A 15,598-nucleotide genomic window follows, 5' to 3' on the forward strand; every position below is an offset into this window, starting at 1 on the left:
TGTTTTACATTATGCATAATACTAAAACAAAATGTATGAAGTGTAGATAAACATATAATACATATCTTACTATAAAAAAATCGGCATTATATTGTACTCAAGTCTATTAAAACAAAATACTTTCTGTAATAACTTATGAATATAAAATATACAAAAATCCAGCATCCCAGTTGGCCTTTAAGTCAAGTCCTGGTATACATACTAACCTTTCTCTTATGAATATAGCTACTATCTTGCACCAAACCGCTCCATCGCTTCTTCCGTCACGGGCTCAAACCAATTCACCAGATTCCCATCTGGATCACGAAATAGCATCGAACGATTTCCCCACGGCATTGTCGTTGGTTCCTGCACCCACTGCTCTACCAGCGGCTGCAAGCGCACATACTCAGCGTCCAAATGATCCACTCGAAATTCTAAAATGACCGTGCGATTACTCGCCGCCTCTACCGTATCCGTGCCAAATAGCTGCGCGGTCTGCGAATGCCCAATTGCCAGTGTACAAGACGGCAGCACCAGCTCGGCAAATACAGGCGCTAGTCGCTCGGCCTGCATCTCAAATACTTTTTCATAGAACGATACCAGACGATCCAGATCGTCGGTAATGATACGTACAGAAGCAAAATTCATCGTTTATTTAACATCCTTTCTCGTGGTGCATGGGATTGAACGATAGTAAGGTCATAGATGTATCCAGATGCGGTTACGCCTCACCCTCTCGCTATACAACTCATTATAAAAAAAGGCTACTGACAACGTACTGTCAGTAGCCTTTTTGGAATATTCATTGGATATTTGCTGTATTTAGCTAACTTCAATGGCTGAGTTGATCGTATTCATAATTTGCGTATAGTTCGTCGTAAATAATATGTAGTTCTGTGTCTTCGTCTGAATCGCTACTCGATCCGTTGTTCCATAAGGCGTCCCGATACGAATCGCATCTGCTTCCTTGCCACCATACGTATCGTCCAGCGAGACGCTGACAATATCGGCAACCGGAATGACGATTTTGCTGAGTTGATACTTGATAATGATATCCTGGTCTACTTTCTTTACATCGAGTCCTAGCATGTTGAGGTTCCTCCTTTGGGTAAAACAGGGATACGTATATGATATCATAAGTGGGAGGAAAATCCATTTTGAGCGCGACAGTCCATAGATGGAGATAAAGGAGAGGCGAATCGACATATGAAGACTTCACTTCGCAATATCATTGTACATGATCAAAAGTTTGTATACTGGTACACCAGCGGTGCTTGTTTCACCTTGAATCTTTCTGTTAAGGGCAATAAAAATAGTACAATCACTTTGTTGTTCCAGGCAACATCACCTCCTGAGAAGCCTTATACGTTCTGGGCATTTTACGATATTACTGCACAGCAGAATGAGTCAGAGGTGATCGTTCACGTAGCCCGACCCAAGCATATCGCTGAGATTCTTGCATATTTGTTAGATCAGCGACCTGAGCTATGGCTCAAAGGAAAGCCTCAGATTATCGAATCCGGGTGGGGGATTTTAGAGGAGATGGGCTATGCTGATCTGAAGCCAGTATGGGTTACGGAGTGGTAGTACAATTTTAGATAAAGATATACGAGCTTCTAAGTATATTTATAAACAAAAAGCTCTCCAGATCGGAGAGCTCATGTAATCACGATTCTAAATTCAATACTCGTATCTATTCAGTAAAGAATGATACTAAGCAGCCTAAGACTAAAATCTACAGCGCCTTAATCAATTCCTCCAGCTCATCCACCAACACTTTCGCCTTCTCAAAATTTGTATCCTTCAGCGCCAGCTCGATCTGCATCTCGACTGCCTTCTTCTTCTCTTCCGCTTGCAAATAATCCTTACTAAAATGACTTGCATAGATCATCTGTCTAAATTTCCGCATGCTCATCTTCCGAATCGTCTTATTATCGATGATCAGCACATAGTCCATTCCATTCACAACCGAGTAAAAGTCATGGGAGATCATCACAATCGCGCCTGTATACTCGACAATTGCCTTCTCCAGTGCGATCTGCGTGTAAATATCCAGATGACTGGTCGGCTCATCGAGCAGCAACAGATTCGCTCCGCTTGCAGCCACTTTTGCCAGTTGTAGAATATTCTTTTCACCGCCGGATAGCGATTCGATCTTCTGATTCAGGATTTCGCCCTCGAAGCCGTGTGTAGCGAGGTAGGCACGCACATCATCATACGTTGCGAATCCGGCTTCGATGAACTCGTGCAGCATCGTATTGGAGCCTTGCAGCGTTTCGTCCTGTAGCTGCGACAGGTAGGCTACCTTGGCATCGGTATGGATCGTAATTGATTCATGGTTGTTTTTGGCAATGTCGCGTAGCAATGTCGTTTTTCCCGTTCCATTGGCACCGATGATCGCGACTTTATCCGTTGCGCCGATCTCAAAGCTTACGTTTTCCAGCAGTAGCTCATCGAAGGCAGCGCCGTAGCTTTGCACGCTCACCACGACTGTATCCTCGGTCAGTGGCTTCTCCAGCTCAAAATGAATCGTTGGCTGCTTCACATCAACGAATGGTGCTTTGATGCGGCTCGCTTCCAGGCGTTCCTGTAGCTTCATTCTTGCCTTCAGCGCTCTACCACGCGATTCATCTGAATTGTAGGTCGCAATCGTACGCAGATTATCGATAAGCGCCTCATTACGTGCCACTTCCTCGGCTTCTGCAACGGCAATCTCCTGCATCTCGATCTTCGTCTGTAGCAAGGAGAAGTTATAGTCGATATAGCGTCCGTCGAACTCCTGTAGCTCTTTGTTTTCCAGATGAATGATTTTATTGAAGCAATGATTCAACAGGTAGCGGTTGTGCGTTACGACCAGCAGCATCCCTTTATGGGAATTGATCAGCTTTTTGAGTGCATTCAGGTTCTCAAAGTCCAGAAATACATCCGGCTCGTCCATAATCATCAGATCGGGGCGACCCAGCATTTCCTTCATCACCTGCACCAGCTTGAATTCGCCGCCGCTCAAGGAGGAGACATCCGTGTCTTTGAGCTTCATCAGATTAGCCAGATTAAGCTGCTTGTTGATCGTATTTTCAAAATTATGCCCATCCACTGCATCGAATGCGTCCAGCGCCAGCTGGCAGCGTTCCATCAGCGCATCCATATCGTCTGTCGTTTCCATCTCTGCGTAGATCGCGTTGATCTCATTTTGCATCTTGATAAAGGTTTCCCCGATATATTCAAACACCGTCATCGTTTCTGCTCGATCGACCTGTGAGAACTGGCTGACATATCCAATCGTGCAAGCTGGATCGATCTCTAGCTTGCCATCGAACAGGTAGTTATTGGGCTCCAGCAGAATATCGACCAGTGTGCTTTTGCCACTGCCGCTCGTTCCGATAAAGGCGCAATGCTGCCCTTCTTCCAGTGTAAAAGAAATATTCGTATACAATTCCTTCTGCGGGAACGAGAAGGACAGGTTATCAACTTTAATCATTTGTGTTACCTTTCTTTGCAGCTAAAATGGGGGTGAACCTCGGATGTACTGCATAACATCCCGTTTGCGTGTGCCACACCTCAGAGTACCACTGTTTATGGGGGAGTACAATGGATTTGTGAAGGTAAACCATGTATCTTTTTTATCGCTATAGGTCTTGCAGCAATGACGTATCCAAATTCGCTCTACCCAGATACCCACTGCATAGAACAGGACGCTCGGCGATCTCATAAAATTTCTTCATATCCATAGCATCGTTCCGACCCCACACCTCAAATGAATCGAATTCTTCCTTCGAAATCTGATGGTACTCCGGTGTATCGGTAAAGCCCGTTAACACTTCATACGCATAAATATCCTCACCAAATTTACCGACAGAGTGGTATCCGCCTTCCTTCAGGCGCATATACTCTTTGTAGTGGAAGCTCATGATGATCACGTGTCCTTTCGTTGTGTGAAGGTATGTAATTGCTCAATCTATATCTTTTCAAAGATCATCTATTGTTAAGGATAGGAGCTACGTATAACGCCTGCTTAATGAATGGAGAGCCTTTCGTGTTTACTTACAAATCCTGCAATCGCGACGTATCCAAATACTCGCTCCCCAGATAACCACCGCACAGTGCAGGTCGATTCTTAATCTCATAAAACTTCTTCATATCCATTGGCTCCTGCTGCCCCCAGCTCTCAAACGAATCGAATTCTTCCTTCGAAATCTGGTGATACTCCGGGGAATCCGCCACGCCAGTTAGAATCTCATAGGCATAGATATCCTCGCCAAACTTGCCTACGGATTGATATCTGCCCTTTTTTAAACGAACATAGTCGGTGTATCGGAAAGTCATGATGATCACGCTACCTTTCGCTATTTGCTAATGCGGTTCCGGTATAAAACAATTTCAAAAACGCTCCAAAATCAAAAGTCGATCGATCCGTTACTCCTTGTTATAATCGATCCTGCCCCGCTAACGATCACCCTCAAGAAAACTGCCAGAAGCCTGCAACAGACTGCGTGATCTCATTCTTCTCTATTTTAGCGTACACATATAACGCACCAAAACCGAACGGATAACTGCCGTCTTCCGCGAGCAATGTTTCCGGGTAGCCCTCCTCGTCCACTTGCAAGAAGAACGAGAACGATTGCTGCTGTAGCTCGGCTGTGTAATAGTCCTCCTGCTGGATTAACCTTGGCGTACCACCTACTTTGATCAGAAAAGGCAATTCTATTGATTCGCGATCACTAATCACTTTCCCTTGAGAAATGCTGTGCTTGATCAGACTGGGATGCGTAAATGTATCCTTACTACTCTCGGGTGAAATCGAATGCTCAATCACCTTGATCGCACAATCCGGATAGATATTATGCTCCACATACTCGTCATAATCCTTCGGGATAAAAATCGAAATCATCTTCTCTGGCTGAAACGGATGGCGCAAACTCAGGTAAAAGAGGTAGCCTGAGCGTTCCCGATGTATAGGAATAGCTTGTTGCTGATCAATGAGATTATTTTTATTTTCATCGTCAAAATATGCTGGCGCATTCCCGCCGATCCAGCCTGCTGCATCTTCATTCGATACCTCTGCTTGTGCATGATACACTATGCAGTCTGTTCTGTGCTCTAGTATAGGAATGGGATTCTTCATCGTTATTGTCCAACTCCTCCATTAAGAATGTAATAGGGTGTGATTGAGGCGAACTGTAACCTGGGATAGCCATGCAGTGTAGCTTCTGAATAGGTTGGATGTACATATGATATGTTATGTGTGATATGCCTTTTATATGAGAAGATAGCTACGTTCATCCCCATACGCCTGCTCTACTCTCCATACAATAACTTACTTCGCTGAACTCAGCTTGTTTTATTATCCGGTATTATCATTGTACGCTTCGGATGAACCTATACGCACGGAAATGCTCCCCCTACGCTACCTTAACTATCTTCATCTATCCCTACATCCGGGCGACCTACTCCCGACAGGGATCAATAATCGAATACTCACTTTCTTCTACATACGAGTCGAAAGCCTCCACACCCTCTTGCAAAATCAGGCTAGCTTCCTGCGTAGTGATCGGCACTGCCCAGATCATCTGAATAACTTCTTCTCCCACATGAATGGTCTCCAGCTCCTCACTCTCTCCCCTCAGCTCATCCAGTAAAAGCGCTCTGGTTGACCAGTTATCCGGGGCAAGCTCGCTTTCTCCCATCATCCGGGGGATGCGAGAATCTGGAGCCACCTCAATATGATGCACGAGCAGATCACACATATATGTAAATATCCGCTCAGCCGATTCGTCTCCCAAATCCGCTGTCAGCGCAAGCATCCACTCCGTACCGATCGATTGCACATTAGAACGAAGCGTATTGGATAATCCAACCGTCGCAAATCTAGCGATATCGTCCTCATCAGCTGCCGGAAAATAATAAATCTCCACATGAATGGCTCGATCTGGATGATTCAGCAGCACTCGATAGGCTGGCATCGACCACTCCCGAATATATGCACCCAGAATGATCGATCTTCGAATATCGAATGCCAATTGTTGCTCTGGATTGGATTCAGTCACCATATTCAGCACACCCTCACTTTTCTGCATGATCGGTTGGAAGACCAATCTATGTTCATTACACCACTTCTTCATTATGGAGGAATAAGCCCAACTCAACAATAAAAGCTCAAGCCGTTAGTCTGCTTGAGCTTTATTCTTTTGTAATACGCTGTATTGCTTGCCCGTCTAGCTCTTCAACTCACTATTTATAATCATTCACAGGCCCTTCATCCATAAGCACCTCAACCATACCCGAATATCCCATTCGGAGCATGGGACGGTATTCCGAGTTTGGCTCACTGTATAGCTCCAGCGGGCTGATGATCACGCCATCTGCTGTATTTTGCAGGATGCCGGGCACGCAGGTATAGATTTTATCGTTATTGTTCGCGTTCTTAGACGATATCGTGACTGATGTTCCGCGATGATTATCAATGCTCATCGATACCTTATAGCGGTAAAATGACCCCGTTCCATTCGACTGTGCTGAGTATACGACAGGCACTACAGCCAGAATATCATCTCGTAGTCGTAGCTTAATAACCTCTGTTTTGGTTGCCTGATTGCTTCGACCGACATCCCCCATATGCTCGACCGCACCGTTACCAAAGCTTTGCAGTGGCGGCACATCCTCCGCACCGAACATCGCGACATCGATCTGCTCGCCAGACTTCGTATAGACGAGTGCGTAAATATCGTAATCGGTTCCCGTTTCCCACGATACGGTCGCAGTGATCTCTGGCGTTTTCTCGATAATGACGGACTTCTGCCCTTTTTCAAGATTGACCTTGCCTGTAACCTTTTGCAGATTGATGGAGGAAGGCAATGGCTGATTATTGGGAGTTGCGGCAGGTGATGCAGTCGATAGTGTAGGAACGGACGAAGGCGAAGCAGACGACTCAGAAGTCAGGGTAGACTGCTTTGCCGCTTGAATAGATGGAGACGTATGACCGGCACTCGGCTGCGGTGCGGTTGACGAAGACGGTTCATTCGCTTCCACCTCAACCCCATAGTTGATGCACAATCCTTCCAGACCTGAATCGAATCCACGCCAGATCGATTTGACCTTTGTCCCACCATTACGCAAATACAGCTCCAGCACAATAATACCGTTCTCGCTCTGGAAGCTAGATGGATGGAGCTGAATGATATCATTGCTGGTAGCAACTTCAGCTATTAGATTGCTTACATTCGCAAATCCAGTACCGTTATCCTCGGTTAAGGTCACCGCTATTTTAGCAATGCCAGCAGGAGCCTTGTCCATATCAAAGTGAAGCTTATGTACCTTCGTATTGCCAATTTGCTCGGACGGTAACAGCGTCGCTACCCCTGTAGCGCTAGTTGGCTGATTGTAAAAAATAATGCCGCTATCTCCCTGAACTTTATCCTGATCGGTAAGAAGAAACGCGGTTAGGGAGACGTCGATAGCAGGAGAAATGTCGTGGCTGATCGTGATATGACCGCTCGCCGTAGTCAAACTCGTATTGGCACCCATTGGAAGAACTTGATTCATGCAAACCGACTCCCGTTCATATATGGTTTGTATTCAACTGGGTTCTTTACACATCAATCATTAAGCATCGAGTATCTACATTCAAAATATGTACTGATTCACCTATAGTAACACAGGAAGATCATAGTTGGGATATACATAAATATACAGGAGGAAGATTGTTCTCATAGCATGATTTTGTTGCATCAACTACGACTCTTGATCACCTTGTTCCACGCATCAAAATATTCACTGATCGACGAATAACGATCTTCTTTTCTCACACTAACTGCCTTCAATGCAATCTGAAATAGCTGCTCACCTGCTTGCCATGTCGCCTGGTTCCGCTGGGTTCCACCACCGAACAATTGAAAGGCAGTAGCGCCCATCAGGAATACATTGGATCGCTCATCGATCTCTGCGCCTAGCTCAAGCTCCTCTGGAGACATATAGCGACTTGATCCCCACATACGTCCCATCGTATTGATGACTGGCTTTGGGGCATAAAATTCGATATCGCAAATTCTAGTCTCATTGACTGCAAAATCATACATCATACATCCATCATAAAAGTCTAACGCGATATATCTCTTTTCGTTGACATGAATATGAAATTGCACAATTGTCTCATACACCTTGAGCTTCTTGTCTAACGGCAGTGCCAGGAATTTCTCATGCGAAGCATACTGCCTGCCCATACAATTTCCTTCAAACCATTCAAATACCGTGACATAGCCACCCGAAATCTCCTTATGCTCGATAATCCCGATAAGAGTCGGATGCTGTAAATCCTCGTAAATAGCAACGGTAGATTGCAGCCGCTGGGTCGCCATATCTGGACGGGTATGACTATATACCGTTGCTGCACCTGCCACTTTTATAAAGAGCTTTCCTTGACTATTCTGCACACCAAAACAGATGTATCCAGAATCCTGACGATCAAATACAGCAAAGACCGTGCCATACTCCGCTAAAAAGCTAAAATCAAACTCTTCCTTCAATTCAAAGGTGATGCCATCGATCGCTTTCGTGATCATCATAGGCGACCTCCATATCTCATTTCGTCTTGTGTGCTGGGCGGGAGCTTATAAACTTTTCACCTTATGAAGGTGTACACTTTTCTTCCACCGATAATCTCAGGTTGATCCCGTAGATCGTTATCCAATTATGACACAAGACTAAACTATTGAGATAGAGAGATCGCCTATAACTACACATCACAAAATATTACAACTATTCTCATTCTATCGCAGTAACGAAGCAACAAGCAGCTTCACCTACGCATTCGACATCGCCGGTATCAGCGTTTCCCACTGCTCTCCATTCACTGTTCCGATAAAGCGATACACTGGCTGGTAATATCCTTTCGAATCATACGTATACGCAAGCTCATACTTTTCAATACGCAGGCGATCGCCTTTTTTCAGATTATTGTACACGTAGAAATCCCCTCCAAGAACTTGCGCATACGCCTGTACCGGACTTATGGCCTCCACCTTGCGCACATACTCATTCTGATTCATCACATAAAACAAATCACTAGGCGCGCCCTGGGCAGTGCTAGCAGGCATCAGCATGACCATTCCATTTGCAAAATCCGTTTCGCCGCCAGCAACAGCATCTACTGGCTTACGGATATCCCATCTCAGTGTGTTCTCATCCTGTGTGCTGAATGTAGTATTCTCAGGCAGAATATCATGATCCAGCATCCATTTTTCATAGAACGCTCTGTGCTTGGTTAGTTCTTCCTTGCTGAGCCTCATCTCTTCTCTATTCTCACTATACAACTGCCAGCCACCGTCCTTCAGGTTATAATTAAACGTGTACGGATTGCCACTATTGTCGGCAAATGACCAGATTCGGTTCATTCCATCCACTCGCTTTTCTTGCTGTTGAAGGCTGAAGGACTGCTGAACTAGCGCAGCCATACGCTCACCGTATTCCAGATTGTAAATACGATGATTGACATAGAGTGCAACCGGCTGCCCCTGCTCTGGAAGCTTAGCATCCAGTTGTACATCGACTCCGGTCATATTCTGCTTGATCGCTGGTCGAATCGAGAGGTTACCCAGTTCTTTGGACTGATACACGGCTAATGCACTGGTGAACAATATAACAAACGCCATCGGAATACATAGCGCAAGCCCTGTGGATTTGAAGTCTAGCTTTCGCTTCGCTATGCTGCTTAATATCGCCTGCATAACCAGGTAGCCTGCTACACTGCCGATCGTATTATGGAAAATATCATCTAACTCAAAAATCCCTCTTCCGCTCAGCATCTGGAGCAGCTCAATACCGATCGTTACACTGAGAGAAACGACGAGCACAGGCGTGAAGCGCTGCATTCGCATACTCAGCAGTGGCAGCAAAAAACCAAGCGGCATGAACATCATCATATTAAAAATAATAAGCTGAAATTCGCTGAGCGACCATTGATTCCAGGCACTCAGATAACCACTGAACAATCGAAAATTCACCCAGCCTTCAAAGTTGGCTCCCCTGCTGAATGTCGTTAACATCATCACCAGACCAAACCACATCATAAGCAAATAAGCTGCTACAAATTGCACTACTGAAAATCTTCTCTTGCCGCCCCTCTTGCGGTATACCATATACAAAAGGGAGATAACGCCTAAAAACACGAGTGCGATTACCAGTACCTTAGGTAGAAGTGGGAATAGTGTGCTAAGTATCCCTTGAATATCCATATGTGTACTCCCTTCCATTTCTCTGTATGAATATGAATGCGTTTCGCTATAAGGAAGACGCTACTTGTGCGTATTGTGTAACAGTTTCTTCAAAAAATGATGAATGGTTTTCGGTATGACCTTGATAGACGCAGTTGATCGCAATATATTCTAGCGCGTAGTAAGAGCAGAGTAAGCTTCGATCAGTATGCCTACATGCGTATATAAAATAAAAATCACTTCCTAAGATGAAGTGGTCTGCTTCATAACGACATCATAAATCATACTGCACATCTACAATCTCCTCCGTGTACAGGGTATATCCCCGACTAACTATGTTAAACTATGACCAAAGAGTCGCCCGTTCATCCCCACAAATGTATAACGAACAGCATTCCATATCGATAACCCGTACAAAGCATACTAGAAAGGAGCCTTCATGTACCGTTTCCCGAAGCATCTACTGAAGTCGTTATTCGTACCGATCCTGCCTGGTGCAATTCTAATCGCCCTGCTATTCTCGCTTGATTATTTCCAACTCCAGCTCGTCGAAAAATTCCTGCTATTTGCCGCTTTTATCATCGTTCCGCTGGTCATTGTACTGTTAAAATACGACGACAAGAACACCAGCCAGCGTATGATCTATACAGCGATCAAGTGGTTTCATTTCCCCGCAGCACTGCTTGCGCTAGCGTCTGTGATGAGCAGTACGATGTGGGGCTGGCAAGGTACAGCGCTACCAGGAGCGCTCTCCCTCGGCTGGCTTGTCCTCACCTTGCTACTTGGTATATATGGAATCATGACGATCATCGTACATAAGGGAAAAATAGCTGAATGGGCAATCGGTGCGGGACTGGTTTACTTTTTTATCGGCGGCTTGTGGTTCACGTTATATCAGTATCAATGGACGGTATTTCAGGCCACTCCAGCAACACATGCACTTAGCTCCATCCATTTTCATTTTTCGTCTGCGATTGTTCCTATTTTCATCGGTATGCTGGGGCGGATTATGACCAAGCGTAGCTGGTATCCATGGATCGTTGTCGTCGACATCATCGGGCCGATCCTGATCGCGATTGGGATGATCGTCTCGAAGCCACTGGAATACATCGGTGTTGCTCTATTTGCCTGTAATATTGTGATCTACACAACGTATCTGCTTACGTATTTGAAGCGGAATCCATTATATAAGAGGGCATCTGTCTTTCTCGTGCTTTCCTGTCTCGCCTTCTATACGGTGATCGTCATTTCCATGTTCTATCCCCTGCTGAAAAGAAAGTTTGCCTTAACGATATTGGACTTCATTCCAGTATATGGCGCGCTGCACGCGTTTGGATTTGTATTATGTGGGCTTGTAGGCTGGGTGTATATGGCAAGCTCGATGGATGCTAGAAGGGACAAGCTCGCTTACGAGAGCAGATGAGCAATTCCTTTTGCCCAATCATGAGAATATCGATGACTAGTGATCTATTAAAATCAACAGCCTTCGTCCCCCTACGTACAGGATGAAGGCTGTTTAACGATCATCATTGGATTGTATAGAACGCTATACTTGCACTTAGCTTCCACTTTCCTATATCTCTCATTCCATCTACTTTCTAGTATAATAATTCGATACAACCACCATTTTAAAAGTAGCCCGCCTGTAGCTGTGAAGCAAGCTGAAGGACTGGCTCAAGGTAGGCAGAAGGAGATGAATTATGGAATATCATGTAGCTGTACATGGGAATGATCGGCATTCAGGAACCGTAGAGCAGCCGCTTCGCACGATATCGCGTGCTGCTGCTGGAGCAGTGGCTGGCGATACTGTTATCGTTCATGCAGGTGTATACAGAGAATGGGTGAATCCGGCAAATGGAGGAACCGCAGAGCATCGCATCGTTTACCGCTCCGCAGGTGACGGCGAGGTCGTGATTACCGGAGCGGAACGGATCACCGACTGGAAGTCCGAAGGAGACGATGTATGGCGCGCCGAAGTACCGAATTCGATCTTTTCCGTGCGTAATCCGTTTGCAACCGAGCTGAGTGGAGACTGGTTATTTGACGGGGCGTTTCCTGTTCATCTGGGTGAAGTGTATCTGGACGGAAAATCGTTATACGAATGCGACAGTTTTGAAAGCGTTCGCAATCCAAAGGTATGGCAAGACGCCAAATATACTGACGATTCTCTACTGGTCTGGTATGCCGAAGTCAGCTCGACGACGACTACCATCTGGGCTACCTTTGGTGGAAAAGATCCTCGTCAGGAAAATGTAGAGATTAACGTGCGTCCGTACTGCTTCTGGCCAGATCAACCGGGGCGTAGCTATATCACCGTCAGTGGCTTCACGCTTCGTCAGGCTTCTCCCCAGTGGGCGCCACCAACAGATTATCAGGAAGGCTTGATCGGCCCTCACTGGAGCAAGGGCTGGATCATTGAAAACAATACGATCTGTGAATCAAAATGCGTAGGCATCAGTCTTGGCACCGCTATCGGTACAGGTCACCAGCCGCTAGAGAAGCAGAGCAAAGGCGGCACGCAGCGGGAGCAGGAAGTGATTTTACGCGCATTACATGCGGGCTGGCATAAGGATACGGTCGGCAGTCATATCGTTCGTGGTAATGTGATTCACGATTGCGAGCAGGCTGGCATTGTCGGTCATATGGGCGCAGCATTTAGCCAAATTGTAGGAAACCGCATCTACAATATTCATCACAAACGGCTTCGACATGGCGCAGAGGTTGCTGGCATCAAGCTGCATGCGGCGCTGGATACGCAGATTATGGAAAATAAGATCACTAGCTGCTACCGTGCGCTCTGGCTGGATTGGCAGGCACAGGGAACGCGAATTAGCCGCAATGTATTTTGGGATAACCTATCGGAAGACCTGTTCGTGGAGGTGTGTCACGGACCGTATATGGTCGATCATAATCTGTTCCTATCGCCGATGAATTTTAGAAATATGGCGCAAGGTGGGGCATTTGCTCATAATTTATTTGCAGGTCGATTTGTCGTTCGCTCTGAGGTTACGCGTGTGACGCCTTATCATTTTCCACATGAAACGGCGATGGCAGGGTACTCGAATATTACGGGTGGGGATGATCGGTATTACAATAATATCTTTATCGGCGATGGTGATGGGGAGAAGGAGCCTGTACCGATCACGTTTTTCGAGCATCTTCCGTTGAAGCCACGGGATAATGTTGGCGAGGATGGGAAGACGGTGATGGATGGGGTGCCGGACGATTCGATTTGTTACTTACATGCTGTGGGACTCGGTGGGTATGATCAGCATCCTAATTTCAAGGATAAGCGCTGGTGGGAATATACGAAAGAGGAGCTTATCGAGCTGGGAGATGCAGCGAAGGATTTCTTCATCGGGAATGCAGTGCTTCCGGTAGCGATGGGTGGCAATGTGTTCCTGAATGGGGCGGTTCCAAGTCGGCATGAAGCAGATGCGAAGACCGATGCGGCGAAGTACATACAGATTGATGTGGATTCTATGCATGATGAGGTGCGCGTTCGGGTTCAGATCGATGGGGCGGAACAACTTCAGGGACATTCTGCTGCTATGCGGGTTACGACCGATCTGCTGGGTAAGGCGTATCATGCGAATATGGGATTTGAGGAGCCGGATGGTTCGCCGTATCAGCTGGATGCGGATTTTATGGGAGTGAAGAGATCGGATGGGGCTGTTACACCGGGGCCTTTTGAATGGGCTGAGCATGGTGCAGTTGATAGTGGCAGTACAGTTGAATTTGAGATTTAATATTATGAGGGAAGATCCAGTCATTAGAGGTGGCTGGATCTTTTTTTATGAAGTGGTTGGTTATGCGATAACGCAGTAACTGTGGAGAAAGGTACAGACACGATGCATGCTAGTTATCGCCCAACATTAACAATCATCCTATCCCAGTCTGGCTCACTCGTCGCCGCTCGCACAAGGCAATCCGCACAATCGGCAAAAGACAATGTTCGCGTCATACTAATTCGTGCTGCTGGGCCTGCTACATAGTCTAGCGTAGCAGCCGTGTCACTCATTCCAGTTGGCCTGATAATGGTCCAGTTCAGACTGCTCTGCTGTACCGTATACTCGGCGATCCCTTTATCTTGGATCGCCTTCGAGAGTAAACGGCGATTAATACCCAGCAGACATCGATTACCGATCGTAAGCTCTCTCCCATCACTCAAGCCGACGCCGCTCTGCATAATAAGGCGCTGAACTCCATTACGCTGACACGCCTCCACAATATTTTGAGTCCCCTCAGACATCACCGTACCTGGAGAGAAATTGGCCGCAATCGCATTCGGAATACTTTTCGCCATGAACGTACCCGCTGGAGATGCTTTTGTTGGGCCTATGCAGCTAATAACCACATCGGTATCCGCAATAGCTTTCCCTATGCTGGTCGCGTCCAATACGTCTGCTTGCCGTGTACTCAATCGCTCTGCAGAAGCAATCCTTTCCGGTCTGCGTGCTACTGCTATAACCTCATGCCCTAATTCAAGCGCACGCTCGACTACTTTTCTTCCCGTTGCCCCCGTCGCTCCAATGACCGCAATTCTCATACATCCATTTCTCCTTTAACTTCTCAATATGATGTGCTTTTATTCCCGTATCTCGTAATGCTCACCCACTCCAAAATGCACACTAGTGCATTAAGTGTCATCTATGTATAATTGTATTCAGATATCGAATAGCTACAATTGCTAAAAAAGTGCATTACGTGCATTAGTTCACGAATCTTATATAATTGTGCATTTATTATGCTGGAAAGCAGGTGGCTCTTATGGCCTCTACGGTAGATCGAAGAGTGCGCAAATCTCAACAAGCGATCAAAAAGGCAATGATCGAGCTGTTGGTCGAACAAAGCTTCGATCAAATCACAATACAGGATATTGCCGACAGAGCAGATGTGAGTCGAAGAACGATCTATCTTCATTACACAGATAAATTCGACCTTCTGGATAAACTGATTGAAGAGCATATGGATGAACTACACCAACTGTGCGAATCAACAGAGGATGATGTCGATTATACCGAACCCGATGTATTGGTCGTATGGTTTGAATATTTGGAGCGCCATGCTTTATTCTTCTCTACAATGCTGGCGAGTACAGGAAGCCCTATTTTCCGTAATCGACTCTTGGAATTTTTCCTACAGGAGTTAGAAAAGGGAAGCGATCAGGAAATAACGGATGGTGTGAAGGTAGATATTCAATTTCTAGGAGCTGCAATCGTAGGGGTAGTGGAATGGTGGTTTAAAACGGACAGGTCGCTTGCACCGTCCATTATGGCGGAGCGAGTAGGAATATTGCTTGAGCGGAATTTGAAAGCGAATTTACCGCTTGCGTGAAGGAAAGTTAAACTAAAATGTACTGGCGCATTAAAAGAAACCAACTCCTCAATCAACGCTATACTTATTTATAA

The 15,598-nt window shown here is 45.9% G+C and carries 15 protein-coding genes; 4 read left to right on the forward strand and 11 right to left on the reverse strand.

The window, feature by feature from the left end:
• Positions 1-228: 228 nt before the first annotated feature.
• Complete coding sequence (locus SK066_RS22820; RefSeq protein WP_320543151.1) at positions 229-630, reverse strand: VOC family protein; 402 nt, start codon at positions 628-630, stop codon at positions 229-231.
• 174 nt (positions 631-804) lie between these two features.
• On the reverse strand, positions 805-1,071 hold the full coding sequence (locus SK066_RS22825) for a SunI/YnzG family protein (RefSeq protein WP_320543152.1): 267 nt from the start codon (positions 1,069-1,071) through the stop codon (positions 805-807).
• Between the two features lie 117 nt (positions 1,072-1,188).
• Between SK066_RS22825 and SK066_RS22830 the strand changes: the two genes are divergently transcribed.
• The gene (locus SK066_RS22830; protein ID WP_320543153.1) at positions 1,189-1,569 is read left to right on the forward strand and encodes a hypothetical protein; all 381 of its coding nucleotides are present in this window, start codon (positions 1,189-1,191) and stop codon (positions 1,567-1,569) included.
• A 148-nt stretch (positions 1,570-1,717) separates the two neighbouring features.
• Here the strand turns inward: SK066_RS22830 and SK066_RS22835 are convergent, their stop codons facing one another.
• From SK066_RS22835 to SK066_RS22870, 8 genes are all read right to left on the reverse strand, one after another.
• Positions 1,718-3,460 carry an ABC-F family ATP-binding cassette domain-containing protein gene (locus tag SK066_RS22835; RefSeq protein WP_320543154.1) on the reverse strand — a complete coding sequence of 581 codons (1,743 nt, stop codon included), beginning with the start codon at positions 3,458-3,460 and terminating at the stop codon, positions 1,718-1,720.
• A 148-nt stretch (positions 3,461-3,608) separates the two neighbouring features.
• Positions 3,609-3,890 (reverse strand): hypothetical protein, encoded by a 282-nt coding sequence (locus SK066_RS22840; protein ID WP_320543155.1) that lies wholly within the window; start codon positions 3,888-3,890, stop codon positions 3,609-3,611.
• Positions 3,891-4,023: 133 nt separating this feature from the next.
• Entirely contained in the window at positions 4,024-4,305 is a 282-nt protein-coding gene (locus tag SK066_RS22845) for a hypothetical protein (RefSeq protein ID WP_188776032.1), read from the reverse strand.
• Positions 4,306-4,438: 133 nt separating this feature from the next.
• Entirely contained in the window at positions 4,439-5,104 is a 666-nt protein-coding gene (locus tag SK066_RS22850) for a hypothetical protein (protein WP_320543156.1), read from the reverse strand.
• Between the two features lie 322 nt (positions 5,105-5,426).
• Complete coding sequence (locus tag SK066_RS22855) at positions 5,427-6,029, reverse strand: suppressor of fused domain protein (protein ID WP_320543157.1); 603 nt, start codon at positions 6,027-6,029, stop codon at positions 5,427-5,429.
• A 181-nt stretch (positions 6,030-6,210) separates the two neighbouring features.
• The gene (locus tag SK066_RS22860) at positions 6,211-7,521 is read right to left on the reverse strand and encodes a TerD family protein (RefSeq protein ID WP_320543158.1); all 1,311 of its coding nucleotides are present in this window, start codon (positions 7,519-7,521) and stop codon (positions 6,211-6,213) included.
• Between the two features lie 185 nt (positions 7,522-7,706).
• Positions 7,707-8,540, reverse strand: a complete 834-nt coding sequence (locus SK066_RS22865; protein WP_320543159.1) for a serine/threonine-protein kinase — start codon at positions 8,538-8,540, stop codon at positions 7,707-7,709.
• Positions 8,541-8,777: 237 nt separating this feature from the next.
• Positions 8,778-10,208 (reverse strand): VanZ family protein, encoded by a 1,431-nt coding sequence (locus tag SK066_RS22870; RefSeq protein ID WP_320543160.1) that lies wholly within the window; start codon positions 10,206-10,208, stop codon positions 8,778-8,780.
• A 418-nt stretch (positions 10,209-10,626) separates the two neighbouring features.
• Here SK066_RS22870 and SK066_RS22875 point away from each other — a divergent pair, with 418 nt between their 5' ends.
• Together SK066_RS22875 and SK066_RS22880 are read left to right on the forward strand one after the other, a co-directional pair.
• Positions 10,627-11,610, forward strand: coding sequence for a YndJ family transporter (locus SK066_RS22875; RefSeq protein WP_320543161.1), 984 nt, complete (start codon positions 10,627-10,629; stop codon positions 11,608-11,610).
• Between the two features lie 277 nt (positions 11,611-11,887).
• On the forward strand, positions 11,888-13,936 hold the full coding sequence (locus SK066_RS22880) for a right-handed parallel beta-helix repeat-containing protein (RefSeq protein ID WP_320543162.1): 2,049 nt from the start codon (positions 11,888-11,890) through the stop codon (positions 13,934-13,936).
• A gap of 113 nt (positions 13,937-14,049) precedes the next feature.
• On the opposite strand, the gene SK066_RS22885 is transcribed toward SK066_RS22880, so the two are convergent.
• Complete coding sequence (locus SK066_RS22885) at positions 14,050-14,736, reverse strand: NAD(P)-dependent oxidoreductase (RefSeq protein ID WP_320543163.1); 687 nt, start codon at positions 14,734-14,736, stop codon at positions 14,050-14,052.
• Positions 14,737-14,957: 221 nt separating this feature from the next.
• Between SK066_RS22885 and SK066_RS22890 the strand changes: the two genes are divergently transcribed.
• Positions 14,958-15,524 (forward strand): TetR/AcrR family transcriptional regulator, encoded by a 567-nt coding sequence (locus tag SK066_RS22890; RefSeq protein ID WP_320543164.1) that lies wholly within the window; start codon positions 14,958-14,960, stop codon positions 15,522-15,524.
• Positions 15,525-15,598 lie beyond the last annotated feature (74 nt).

The organism is Paenibacillus hunanensis (assembly GCF_034055775.1).
Taxonomy (GTDB): Bacteria; Bacillota; Bacilli; order Paenibacillales; family Paenibacillaceae; genus Saccharibacillus; species Saccharibacillus hunanensis.